Source organism: Trichocoleus sp. ST-U2 (assembly GCF_039961875.1).
In the GTDB taxonomy this organism is placed as follows: Bacteria; Cyanobacteriota; Cyanobacteriia; order Cyanobacteriales; family FACHB-T130; genus FACHB-T130.
In genome coordinates, this window is sequence record NZ_JAMPJY010000059.1 from 19,167 (window position 1) to 31,819 (window position 12,653).

Sequence of the window (12,653 nt, forward strand, 5' to 3'; positions counted from 1 at the left end):
TTCATCTTTCTCCCCGATTCTGTTAAGACTCAATCTCAGCGAGTTCCATCCAGCGTTCAGTCGCAGCATCAATAGCCTGAGTTAAAGTTTCCACCTTTTGATAGAGTTCCCCAACTTGGGCGACTTTGCCAGGAGCCGCATTATAAAGCGCTTTCTCTGCCTCAGCTTTTTCGGTTTCCAATTGAGCAATCTTGCTTTCAAGTTTCTCAAACTCGCGCTTTTCCCAAGTTGAAAGCCTACGCCGTTTGTTGTTATTGTTACTAGAGGGTTGTGGCTCTGCTGGACGTACTTGGGGCTGCACTGACTTTGAGCTATCCTTAGCATTGGCAGCTTCGCGCAATGCTGCTTCTTCTTCGGCTTTCTTGTAGTCTAAGTAAACTGAGTAATTACCTGGATATTGGCGCAGATTGCCACCCTCTTCAAAGGAAAATATTTTGTCTACGGCGCGGTCGAGGAAGTAGCGATCGTGGGAGACACAAATCATACAGCCGGGGAAATCTTCTAGATAGTCTTCTAAGACCGCTAAGGTTTGAACATCTAAGTCATTGGTTGGTTCATCAAGAATGAGAACATTAGGCGCACTCATCAAAACGCGCAACAGAAATAGGCGACGTTTTTCCCCACCAGAAAGTTTATGAATCGGGGCATATTGTTGATTGCCAGGGAATAGAAAACGCTCCAACATTTGGGAAGCCGTAATCTGAGTGCCATCGGCAATTTTGAGATATTCTCCAACTTCTTTAATGTAGTCAATCACTCGCAAATTTTCATTCAATGCAACGAGTAATTCTTCAGAGTGTTGGTTAAAATAGCCAATGTGAATGGTAGAGCCAATCTCAACGCTTCCAGAATCCGGTTGAACGCGCCCAGTGATAATATCCATCAAAGTCGATTTGCCTGCACCATTGCCACCGATGATGCCGATACGATCTTCGGGACTAAATTCATAGGTGAAATCTTTGATTAAGGTGCGTCCATCGTAGGCTTTAGAGATATTCATTAAATCAATAACTTTTTTGCCAATCCGACGACTCAGAGTGGAAATATCGACTTTGCCCTGAGTCTGTTTGAACTCAGTTGCTTGCATCTCGTGGACGCGATCGATCCGAGCTTTCTGCTTGGTACTCCGGGCTTTTGGCCCTCGCTTCAACCATTCCAATTCTCGGCGAAGTACTCCCTGATGTTTGCGCTGACTGCTGACAGCAGACTCTTCAGCGAGGGCTTTTTTCTCTAAATAGTAGGAATAGTTACCCGCGTAAGTGTAGAGGTCGCCTCGGTCGATTTCAAGAATTCGGTTGGTGACGCGATCGAGAAAATAGCGATCGTGAGTGATGAGCAGAATTGCTCCTCGATAGCGGTTCAAATAGCTTTGTAACCACTCAACAGATAGGGCATCTAGATGGTTAGTTGGTTCATCCATCAGCAACACTTCGGGTTCTGAAAGCAAAGCGGTTGCCAAAGCAATTCGCTTGCGATAGCCGCCGGATAGAGTAGCAATTTTGGCGTTAAAATCTTCAATTCCTAGCTTGGTGAGGATGATTTTGGCATTTGTCTCCAGTTCCCAAGCACCAGTAGCATCCATGCGTTGCATGACCGTAGAGAAGCGGGACATGAGCTGGCTATCTTCTCGATTGTGAGCCAGTTTGTCTGACAGTTCTTCATATTCGCGGACAAGGGACATTTGCTCCCCGCTATCGGCAAAGACTTGCTCTAGAACGGTGAGATTTTCATCTAAGTCGGGTTGCTGAGGTAAGTAAACAATCCGTACTCCTGAGTTGACTAAAAGTTGACCGCCATCAATCGGTTCTAGTCCGGCTATCATCTTCAACAGCGTTGATTTTCCAGAGCCGTTGGTGCCGATTAGTCCGACTTTATCTGTGGGATCTAGGCTAAAGTTGGCATCTTTTAAAATTTCTTTGATACCAAAGTCTTTTTTAACTGATTGCAGTGTAAATATGCTCATATCATTCTCAACTTTGTTTGGAGGGAGTAGGTGTTGCCCGTGAGTTGCCTAAATAGAGGGCGAAGCATTTGGGAGCGGAATTTCTTGGAGTGTGTTTGGGTTTATCCCCCGAATGCTTCGCCCCTACAAAACCATCTATGTAGGGGCGAAGCATGAGCATAACTGAGCGTAACGATGTGTTAGCTGGCAACCCTTAATTTTATTCGCTCATGGTTCGCCTTCTTAATTCTGAAGAGGCGAATCTACCCCCTAAAACTATTGAGGGGCAGTTGCATCCTGAAGATTACCCAGGTTGAACAGGAATGGGATACTGCTATTAGAGTCACCACCCGTGACGAGAACTTTTGGCATTTGGGAACCTCCTTGTCTCCAGGCTTCGATCGCTTCTTTCTGAAGAACTAGTCCACCCCCTTGTTGCTTCAGGGTTTCAGCTAAAAGTCGTTGAGCCTCTGCTCTACCTTTGGCGCGATTGATATCTGCTTGGGCTTCTTGTTCAGCTTCTTGCGCCACATAAACTGCTCGTTGCGCCCGCTGTTCGGCGATTTGTTTCTCTTCAACTGCCCTGGCAAACTCTGGGGAGAAAGTTAGGTCAACTACACTAGTATCTAGCACGATAATTCCGTACTTATCTAACCGTTGACCCAAGGCAGTATCAAAGTCTTGTTTCAGTTCCTCTCTTTTAGTAATTGCTTCTTCAACAGTTCGTCTAGCCGCTGCTACTTTAAAGGATTCCTGAGTCTGCGGTGCAATAATTTTTGACACGATATTCTCTAAGGTTCCTTGTTTCCTTCTCACTTCAACGACTTGGGTAGGATCGAGGCGAAAGTTGATGGCAAATCTAGCAGTGAGATCCTGTAGATCCTTGGTAGAACTCTGTGCCGGAACTTCAAATTTTTGCACGGTCAAATCATAGATGTCTACGACTGATATCAGTGGTGGTTTGAGGTGGATGCCCTCTAGCACGGCTCCATCCCTCGCTTTCCCTAAGATGCTGATGACTCCTGCCTGACCTGGGTTAACAATTACAAAAGAATTGAGACTAATGAAGAGGACTAAGGCAGTGATAATCCCTAGAATTGATAATTGTAAATTCTGCGCGTACTGATTTTTCAAGAGCCGATCTCCTTTTGTTTTGGTGTGACTCAGGGGTTATGGTCTGCTACCTCTACTTCTGTATCACCCTTCTCCACGGTAAACTAAAACTCATGTTTACCCGTTTTCTACCATCCGCAGCCCAAGCGCTGACAGAATCCACCTCGATTGCCCTTGCAGAGAGTATCGAGCAGACGGCGATCGCAACTCCTCTGTCGCCACAGGCGATCGCTACCACCTACGTTCATCAGGGTAGCGGCGGAACGCCCATCCTGTTGCTGCATGGCTTCGATAGCTCTGTATTTGAATTCCGTCGCCTCCTACCACTGCTGGCAGCCCAGAATGAAGCGTGGGTTGTGGATTTGCTGGGTTTCGGCTTTACCGAACGACCTGCGGGACTCCCGTTTAGCCCAACAGCCATTAAAACCCATCTCTACTACTTCTGGAAAACGCTGATTGCTCAGCCAATTGTTCTCGTGGGAACTTCAATGGGGGGTGCGGCGGCAATTGATTTTACCCTTACTTACCCCGAAGCGGTGCAAAAGCTGGTGTTGATTGATAGCGCTGGTTTCGCTAGTCCCCCCAACATCGGCAGGTTGTTGTTTCCTCCCATCAGTAATCTGGCGACTTCATTTTTGCGAAATCAGAAAGTGCGCGATCGCATTTCACGCAATGCTTACCACGATCAAAGCTTTGCCTCTCTCGATGCTTTACGGTGTGCGGCGTTGCACCTGGATCTCCCCAATTGGCATGATGCCCTGATTGCCTTCACTAAAAGCGGGGGGTACAACTTTTTGAGCGATAAAATTGCTCAAATCGACAAGCCGACACTGATTCTGTGGGGACAGTTCGACAGGATTTTAGGGACGGCTGACGCAGAGAAATTTAAAAGAGCGATCGCGCTTTCTCAACTCATCTGGATCGAAAATTGCGGTCACGTTCCTCACTTGGAACAGTCCCAAATTACCGCCCAGCATATTCTAGAATTTTGCTAAATTTTTAGCTTTTCCTTCTTCTTTCCCTTTGACTTAATTGCCCTCGATTCAATCGTAAACTCTGGAATCTCTTGGAGTTGGGCTTCACACAAGCTGTACTGCTCGCAAACCAAACTCAGGCGAAACCCTGAACTGGTGACTTGATTCACTGAATGAGTTAAATCGCCCTGAAAATCTAGCAGCGTGTTGGCTTGAGGGCGAATTTGTCCTACATTGCGCTTCTGGCAGCGTAACACTAACTCTCCTCCCATCAAATCCCGTGGCACTTGAACATAGAGGACACTCACCCAGGCTGGCGGTTCGATACTCTTGCAGTAAGAGCGCAGACTGCGGTCAATGTGGGGATCGACGCGAGAACCCTCCTTCAGCATCAAAGGATTGAGATAGAAAGCATTACACGTCGGGTGCAAAGCCACGTTGAGATAAGGTTTGAAAAAGGGAAAACTTCGTTCAACTTCGCTCAAGCCCGAACGCTGGAATACAACCGAAAATCCCTTAGTGCCGATAAAGTCGCGGTTCAAGTTGTTAACCGCAAAATAGGGACACGCGAGAATCTGCCCCTGCAATTCGCTTAGGTAGTCTGGCTCAAAAACTTGGTGCTGTAGGCGGTAGTAGCTCAAGAAACTCTCAGAAAATGAAATGTCCTTCTGTTAGTTGTATCGCTTGTTGCACCTTGTTGTGTACATTCCACCGCCCCATCCCGACTATTTCAAAATTAAGTAAATTATTTTTACAGAAATGAGCAAATCAGCCATTTAGGAATTAATAGGTTTACTCTACTTTGTATCCATCATTGTTTCAGGGAAATGGTGCGACCATGATGCTGAACACATACAAAGTAGAAGAGTGGGATGCCAAGCTGTTTCTGAACCGCTGCGCTAAAGCACATCACCGTCAAGACACTCTCCTCTACCTTGCTGTTAGCAATGATTGTTCCCACCTGGAAAACTTAGCCACCGAATTTCAAAATAATCTTCATGGCTGGGTTGACAGCGACAAGCCGATTTTATTAGGCGCGAACGACCTGAGTGTCATTGTCAACTGCTGCCAACAAAGTCCCATCGGTAAATTGCTGCCTGGTGCCCTCTACGTTCATGTGTCAGCACTTTCTCAACTCGACCCTCTGCTGAGGCTCTACGAGGGCTATGCCAGACGAACGGTGGGACATATTGATGGCGCTACCCTAATTAAATTCAACATCGAGCAGCCTAAAATCTCTTACTTGTTTTATCCTGACTTTGATCCCGACCCCCATCCCGCCTTGCAAGCTAGCATCCAGATTGATGTTCGCGACGGGAGTTCAACTTACCGAGACTACAGTACTAGCGACAATCCCCCTGTCCTCCACCGCAAAGAAACCTTTGTCACCCCCGATTATCCTCACTACGAAAAATTCGCCAACCTCACTCGGCAAGAAGAAAAATTGCGGCTTTTAGACAAAACCCGTGGCATTGGAACGCTTCGGGGTTGGTTGGAATGCTTACAAGATTATGGTGTCGAAATTCAGGGTCATCAAGTTATTCGGCAGAAGACTGGAGATAACTTACATCCAACGTCTCTACATTCGACACTGCCTAAAATAGAGCGTCACAAAGCTGCAATTGCTCGCAAAAATCTTTCTCGCCCCGTGCGTCTCGCTTTAGAGGCTGGCTTATTTAGTGAAGATAGCACTTTCTTTGACTATGGTTGCGGCTACGGAAGCGATATTCAGCACATAGCGGAAAAGGGCTACACCAGCGCTGGATGGGACCCTTATTACTCTCCGGATACCCCCCGCACCACGGCTGATATTGTTAATCTCGGTTATATCATCAACGTCATTGAACGCACAGATGAGCGTCGAGAAGCATTATTAAACGCCTGGGAGTTAACAGGAAAAGTCCTAATTGTTGCTGCACTGGTTTTAATTGATGACCGAGGAACGGGTCAAGTTGCCTACGGCGATGGGGTGATTACTCGCCGCAATACTTTTCAGAAATACTACGAACAGGAAGAACTGAAAATTTATATTGACCAGGTTCTTAATGTTAATGCGGTGCCAGTTGCACTTGGAATTTACTTTGTTTTCCAAGATGAAAGCCTTGCCGAAGCTTACCGCGCCTCTCGCTTTCGTTCCCGCGCCACAACTCCCAGAGTGCGTGCCAATATCAAGCGATTTGAAGATTATCAGGAAATGCTGGCACCGCTGATGGCTTTTGTCACCGAACGCGGTCGTCTGCCTGTCAAAAATGAAAAACCAGAATTAGAAAATTTGAGGGCTGAATTTGGCGGGTTTCGCCGTGCCTTCCAGGTCATTTTACAAGCAACCGACCAAAAAGAGTGGGATGCGATCGCTCAAAAACGCCGCTTAGACCTTTTAGTTTATCTCGCGTTAGGCAAGTTCAATCATCTGAAGCTCAAACAAATCTCCCCAGAAGTCCGTAACGATATCAAATGTTTATTTGGTAGCTACGACGAAGCCTGGGAATTAGCTGAGGAAATGCTATTTAGTCTAGGCGATCCCGGTGTAATTGCCCACTGCTGTCAACAAAGCTTGGTTGGCTGTACCAGTGGTTTTAAATACGCACCTCTCTATCCTAGTTCCTTCATGGTTCATGTCTCAGCTTTTTCCGAACTCGACCCGTTGCTGCGCCTCTACGAAGGCTGTGCCAGCCGTACAATTGGACGCATGGATGAAGCCACACTAATTAAATTTCACACCTACAAACCAAAAATCTCATATTTGTTCTACCCCAATTTCGATACCGATCCTCATCCGGTTCTGCACACCAGTATGCAAATCGATCTGAGAGATTTGAGCGTTAGCTACCGGGATTACGAAGATGATGTTAATCCACCAATCCTACATCGAAAAGAAACTGTTATCACCCCCGATTATCCGAATTATGAAAAGTTTTCTCGACTCACTCAACAGGAAGAAGAATGGGGACTTTTAAATAATGAACGGAATATTAAAACGCTTAGAGATTGGCAACAATGCTTAAAGGCAAACTGCCTAGAAATAGAAGATTATTGTCTTTGCTGGCGTAAAGACGCCGATCCGATTCGGGTGCAGGAATTAACAGCAGTTCGTGAAAAAAGGAAAAATACAAAAGTAACATCTTTTTAAACGCAAAGAGCGCAAAGGTTAACGCTGAGGTACGCAAAGATTTTTGTTTTCTTTCCTTGGCGTAACTTTGCGCTTTCCTTGGCATAATTTTGAAGTTAAAAAAAGTTCATTAAGTTCAATTCAAACTAGCTTCACAATTCTTTTGCTAACTGAATCCAATGTTCAATTCCCTTTTGTGTTGGTTGCCCCGATGCTGTGAAGGTTCTGATGTCTCTCTTGTGTTGAAAACCATAACTGATATGAATTGGTTTATCTACTCCATAAAAGTATAGAGAATCAAATGGTAATTTTTGACTTAATATCCAATCGATAACGCGATCGCTATCTGAAGCAACAATCAAAAAATCGCAGGCAGCGCCTAGTCGTTTACAGAAATATTTACCATTCTTGTTCATTTCATGCGCCATATGCTGGTCGAGTTCCGGTGCAACTCGGCCATTTTTCTGGCCTGTTTCCGGATCTTTTTTATCTAGGTATCTTTTTAAGTCCTTGGAACAAAATCCATAAGTTAGGCGAAAATCATTAACGCCGAAATAGTCAATTATTGGATCTAAGATAAGTTGATTTAGCTTTTGTAGTGCAGGCAGCGTTTCTTCTGGATTTTGGGGAAATGGATAAATTTTAGATGGGTACTTTTGATAAGTCTGGGTACAGGTGCAAAAATCCTCTAAAGTAAGGTATTTTCCTAGGGAAACTTCTTTCATCGTTGAGGAACTATAGTGCATCAAGAGTACAATAAGCTGGTACGCGATCGCATTCCCGAAATCATTCATCAAGCAGGGCGAGAGTGCAAAGTCCAGGTAATGTCAGAGGCAGAGTATCACCAAGCATTGCGAGATAAACTCATCGAAGAAGCGCAAGAAGCCGCTGAAGCTACTGCTCAAGACTTAGTGAAAGAACTCGCTGACCTATACGAAGTCATCGATGCCTTGTGTGCAGCTTGTCAAATAGAGCGTTCCTCAATTTTGGCAGAACAAGAAAAACGACGTTCAGAGCGAGGTGGCTTTGACCAGCGCTTTCGATTATTGTGGACTCAGTAGCCGCGAAGTCGATACGGTAGAGGTATGGATAACCCGCTACACCTGCTAGACATCGCCGAGTCTTATCTAAGACAATCGGTTGCACCATTAGCTACAGAGATAGATAGCAGCCCAGAAGCACTAGGAGAGGCACTCAAAGGGCTTGGCGAACGTTCTTTACTGGCGTTGCGAGTTCCCCAAGAGTGGGGTGGTTCCGAAGTCAGTGAACAGACTTTTCGGACTTTTCAAGAGCTAATTGCAAGATATTCCGGTGCTTTGGCATTCTTGCAGACTCAACATCAAAGTGCTAGCGGGATGCTTGTCGCCAGCAAAAATTGTTCTCTTAAATGCCAGTATCTTCCCCGTATGAGCAACGGGCAGATTTTAGTCGGCGTCGGCTTCTCTCAATTGCGGCGGCAGGGCGACCCAACTGTGAAAGCCTTTCCGGTAGAAGGGGGATATCATCTAGAGGGACAAGTGCCTTGGGTTACGGGCTGGGGCTTGTTTCAAGAGTTTATTGTCGCCGCAACACTCCCCGATGGGGGCGCAGTCTTTGGCATTGTGCCCTTTGTTACCAAGTATCAGGAGATGGGGGGTGCAATTACATTTACCCAGCCAATGCAACTGGCAGTAATGACCTCAACCAATACTGTCACGGCAAATCTTACCAGTTGGTTTTTGCCTCAAGAGCGTGTTGTCTCTATCAAGCCTGCGGGTTGGATTCACGAAAACGATTTGAAGAATGTCCTTCACCAAGGCTTTTTTGCTTTGGGATGCGCTAGAGCTGGACTTGATATTCTGGAAGCTGCTGCTCTAACCAAGCCTAACGCCTTTATTTCCAAAGCTTTTAAGTCACTCGACCGGGAACTCACCGCCTGTAGCACTGCCATCAGACATCCCTCTAAACCCTTTGCAGATCGTCTGCAAATCCGAGCTTGGGCAATTGATTTAGCTGTGCGGTGTGCCCATGCTGCCGTTACCGTTTCCCGTGGTGCCGCCAACTACAGCCACCACGCAGCACAGCGAGTTTACCGCGAGGCACTGGTGTTTACTGTTTCCGGTCAAACTACGGCTGTCATGGAAGCGACCCTCAACAGGTTGGTGCGTTCAGAATCCGCACTTTATCTCAGCTCTGAGGAGGCTCAGCCTGGGAACGAGAAACAGCAACTTGAAACTTATTCCTCATCCGATTAATCTATGAATCGCCAAGAAGTTGAAGATAGAACGATTCTGATTGCTTTGACAGGTTCCAGGGGCTACGGTTTAGCGACTGCAACCTCAGACTATGACTATCGCGGTATTTTTGTGGCAACTAAGCCTTATTACTTGGGATTTTCTCAAATTGAACAAAAGGATAGAGGTTGGACAGAAGAGCCAGGAGAATTTTCTTATCTGACTAAAGATACTTGTATTTATGAGCTGAAAAAATTTTTAGAACTGTCTGCCGACAACAACCCAAATATTTTAGAGCTTCTCTGGTTCAAAGATTATGTTCTTTTAACTGAAGTCGGTAATACCTTGAGACGCTATAAACAGATGTTTCTGTCAAAAAAGGTGAAGCACACTTATGCGGGATACGGTTATGCTCAAATAAAAAAATTAGAGTCTCACCGCCGCTGGTTACTCGAACCACCAACCAGAAAACCTGAGCCAGAAGACTTTGGATTAGAACCTGCCCAAGCGCTGACGGTGGGCGAAATTCATGCGTTTCTAGAATATCTCTACTTGTTAATTAGAGGCCGAATTCAGTTTTTGGAAGAAGCGCAGGAACTTTATCATTTGCTAACTGCCAAAATTGATTTTAAGGGGGTATTGAAGCAATACGCTTTCCCAGAAGAACCGCTGGAGTACACCCGGAAACTTACCGGCAGCTCGGAAGAATTTATTAAACTGCTGCAAAAAAGCCAGCAGTATCAAAACGCCCGCCGAGAATACGATAACTACCAACAATGGAAAAAAAATCGCAATCCAGCACGGGCAGCGATGGAGGCTAAAGTGGGGTATGACTCTAAATTTGCGATGCAGGCTATCCGGTTATTAAGAACAGGTATCGAAATTTTAGAGACACAAACCTTAATAGTCGATCGCCGGGAAACCGGCGATGCACGGGAATTGCTAGCCATTAAAAACGGCGAGTATCCCTATGAAGAAGTCATGGCGATCGCTAACAATTTGTACAAAGGACTCGATGAAGCCTACGCTAAATCTACCCTGCCTAGAAGTGTAGATAGAGAAGCAATTAATCAACTTTGTATTGATTTAGTGGCAATGCAAGGGTGGTAAGGCTAATAGCGGACAACGTTTTGTCTTTTGCAAATTTTGCTTTTACTTTGTACCTTGTACCTTTTTTTGCCACTGGTCAATTGCTTTCTGGGCAGTCGTATAGGTGGGTGTGTCTTTCGGGACTAAAGCCGCCGTCTGAATGGCATCTTTCAGTCTTCCATCAGAGGCGCGAGTCTGCGCTGTCTGATAAATCGTATTGCTCCACTGGGCAATTAACTGTTGTGCCTCGGTATATCCAGGTTGATCGGGGGGTACTTTGCGAACAGCGGCGATCGCGCGAGTGTAAGACGAAGCTTGTCCGGGTTGAATTAATCCTTGAGCAGATTGGAGAAGGATTTTGTTGGTTCGCTGTTGCTGTGCTTTTTCACGCCAGCTGGCGATCGCTCCTTGAGCTTCCTTATAAATGGACTGATTATCCTCTGGAACCAGTCGTGCTGCCGCGATCGCCTTATCAAACTGCCCTTGTTTTGCCCGCCCGTTAGCTAAATCCAGAATCACACCGCTCCAGCGTGCAATGTCTTGCTGTGCCTGTTCGTAGAGAGGTTCGCCGGGTTTTATTTTCTGGGCTTCTGCGATCGCCTGACTAAACTGAGAAGCTTGATTTGGGACGATCAAAGTTCTTGCTTTATCCAACACCGCTTGATTCGCCCCCGCTTCGGTCTCGGTGCCCCCCACTGCATTCTGGGATTTGGAACCTGAAGAAGCTGACTGTAACGATACAGCAGTCGGTGTGGTGCTACCAGGAGTGGCATCTGTTGAAGTATTTATTGCCTGCTGACCGATAAATGCGGCTCGGTTACGGAGAAATACCCCCCCGATCAATGCCACTATCAGTGCGATACCACCGCACCACAAAAGCAGATTCAGCCACCAGGGTGTGTCATCTACAAGGGTAGTAGATGACACACTTGTCTGGGGGACGATAGCACCTTGACCAATCCCTGAGCGGATGCCGGAAGGGTTATAGTTTGTCTCCGATCCTTTAGAAGTCTGCTTCTGGGTCAAGGCGGCTGCACCAGCTACGTTATTATGCCCCACCATACCCGGAGTAGCCTCCTGACGCTCCATTCCGACGTTGTGCATACCAGAAGTGGAAGCTACTGGAGGTGTATCTGAAGCTAAGGTCGCATTCCAGTTCATCGCTCCGTTCGGGAGGAGCGTTGGGAGTTTGTAGTTACTTGCCGAAGAGGGTATTGCACTCAAGGGTATCTGAACGGGTCGCCAGTGGTGTTCGCTCAACTCAGGCAGGTGCGATCGCAGATAACGCTCCAGACTCTCCAAATTCTTGCCTTGGTTATATCGCAGTCCTTCTAGCAATACTGCTGTAAATAATCCATGACCCAGTGAGGACGCTTCGTAAGAAAATTGATCAACTTGGCAGGACAGGACTGTGGCAATACCCATTGTTTGGGCTAATTCCAAAGTTTGCGCCCCTACCTTCGCACCTGCTTGATCGCCCTGACTGCGGTTTATATCTAGCAGCACCAAAATATTTTTAGCCGCCGACTCTTTGAGAGTGGTAAAGAGCGATCTTACTGATATACCAGTTTCCGCTATTTCATCTGGGTCTCCTTGACTGGGCATTAGGTAATCCTCCCCGTCGAGAGTCATTCCATACCCACTGAAAAAGAACCAGAGCGAATCATCGACGTTTACTGGCGCATGGCACCACTCATCAAACCAATCCAGCAGGTTTTCCTTAGTAGGGTAAGTTGACTGATCGCTAATCGGCGGTGAGGTGTCCGTTAACACCAGACACTCGTCTGCTGACCATCCAGCTTCGTCAACAAGAAACTGCCACAGCGTCTGTGCATCCGCTTGGGCATAGCTAAGAGGCTGGAAAAACTGATATTGATTGATGCCAATTGCGATCGCCCAGTGATTTGCCATGACCCATGCCCCAGATATCTATTAGAGAGGGTAGCCCAAAAATAGCATTTACTAACAAGCAAACTACAGGAAACGGCTTCTTTTGGCAATTGCACAGTGGAAACAAAGCAGTTTGCATTAGCTCAATCCTATAATAAAGGGTCGCTCTTCAAGAGCGACCCTTTATTATACTCAATCTAACTAAAAATCAACCTGGCACTGAGCTATTTTCCCAGGCAGTCACCCACCGAGTATCTTCGCCGCAGTTGCGTTTCACCTCCGAGTTCGGGATGGAGTCGGTGTGGTTCCACAACGCTAGTAGC

At 46.4% G+C, this 12,653-nt stretch carries 10 protein-coding genes and 1 rRNA gene; 5 read left to right on the forward strand and 6 right to left on the reverse strand.

The annotated features are described in order from the left end of the window. Positions 1-22: 22 nt before the first annotated feature. Both NC996_RS25360 and NC996_RS25365 read right to left on the reverse strand, forming a co-directional pair. Positions 23-1,963 (reverse strand): ABC-F family ATP-binding cassette domain-containing protein, encoded by a 1,941-nt coding sequence (locus tag NC996_RS25360; protein WP_190433239.1) that lies wholly within the window; start codon positions 1,961-1,963, stop codon positions 23-25. A gap of 255 nt (positions 1,964-2,218) precedes the next feature. Then, entirely contained in the window at positions 2,219-3,076 is an 858-nt protein-coding gene (locus tag NC996_RS25365; protein WP_190675075.1) for a prohibitin family protein, read from the reverse strand. Between the two features lie 92 nt (positions 3,077-3,168). Here NC996_RS25365 and NC996_RS25370 point away from each other — a divergent pair, with 92 nt between their 5' ends. Then, positions 3,169-4,050, forward strand: coding sequence for an alpha/beta hydrolase (locus NC996_RS25370; protein WP_190684395.1), 882 nt, complete (start codon positions 3,169-3,171; stop codon positions 4,048-4,050). Here NC996_RS25370 and NC996_RS25375 read toward each other — a convergent pair. Further along, a complete protein-coding gene (locus NC996_RS25375; RefSeq protein ID WP_190684398.1) occupies positions 4,047-4,670 on the reverse strand; it encodes a 2OG-Fe(II) oxygenase in 624 nt (207 codons plus the stop codon). The two genes, NC996_RS25370 and NC996_RS25375, sit on opposite strands and share 4 nt — an antisense overlap. Before the next feature lie 197 nt (positions 4,671-4,867). Between NC996_RS25375 and NC996_RS25380 the strand changes: the two genes are divergently transcribed. After that, positions 4,868-7,159: a DNA phosphorothioation-associated putative methyltransferase gene (locus tag NC996_RS25380; protein ID WP_199302997.1), complete on the forward strand. Its 2,292-nt coding sequence runs from the start codon at positions 4,868-4,870 to the stop codon at positions 7,157-7,159. 131 nt (positions 7,160-7,290) lie between these two features. Here the strand turns inward: NC996_RS25380 and NC996_RS25385 are convergent, their stop codons facing one another. Then, positions 7,291-7,863, reverse strand: a complete 573-nt coding sequence (locus NC996_RS25385; protein WP_190684401.1) for a hypothetical protein — start codon at positions 7,861-7,863, stop codon at positions 7,291-7,293. A 15-nt stretch (positions 7,864-7,878) separates the two neighbouring features. Between NC996_RS25385 and NC996_RS25390 the strand changes: the two genes are divergently transcribed. The 3 genes from NC996_RS25390 to NC996_RS25400 are packed head-to-tail and all read left to right on the forward strand — an operon-like array spanning position 7,879 to position 10,461. Further along, entirely contained in the window at positions 7,879-8,199 is a 321-nt protein-coding gene (locus NC996_RS25390) for a nucleoside triphosphate pyrophosphohydrolase (protein ID WP_190433228.1), read from the forward strand. Positions 8,200-8,223: 24 nt separating this feature from the next. Continuing rightward, on the forward strand, positions 8,224-9,372 hold the full coding sequence (locus tag NC996_RS25395) for an acyl-CoA dehydrogenase family protein (protein ID WP_190433226.1): 1,149 nt from the start codon (positions 8,224-8,226) through the stop codon (positions 9,370-9,372). Positions 9,373-9,375: 3 nt separating this feature from the next. Next, positions 9,376-10,461, forward strand: a complete 1,086-nt coding sequence (locus NC996_RS25400) for a nucleotidyltransferase domain-containing protein (protein WP_190684404.1) — start codon at positions 9,376-9,378, stop codon at positions 10,459-10,461. A gap of 42 nt (positions 10,462-10,503) precedes the next feature. Here the strand turns inward: NC996_RS25400 and NC996_RS25405 are convergent, their stop codons facing one another. Together NC996_RS25405 and rrf are read right to left on the reverse strand one after the other, a co-directional pair. Next, entirely contained in the window at positions 10,504-12,351 is a 1,848-nt protein-coding gene (locus tag NC996_RS25405; protein WP_190684407.1) for a caspase family protein, read from the reverse strand. 190 nt (positions 12,352-12,541) lie between these two features. Then, positions 12,542-12,653, reverse strand: a 5S ribosomal RNA gene (gene rrf, locus NC996_RS25410); the annotation flags it as partial.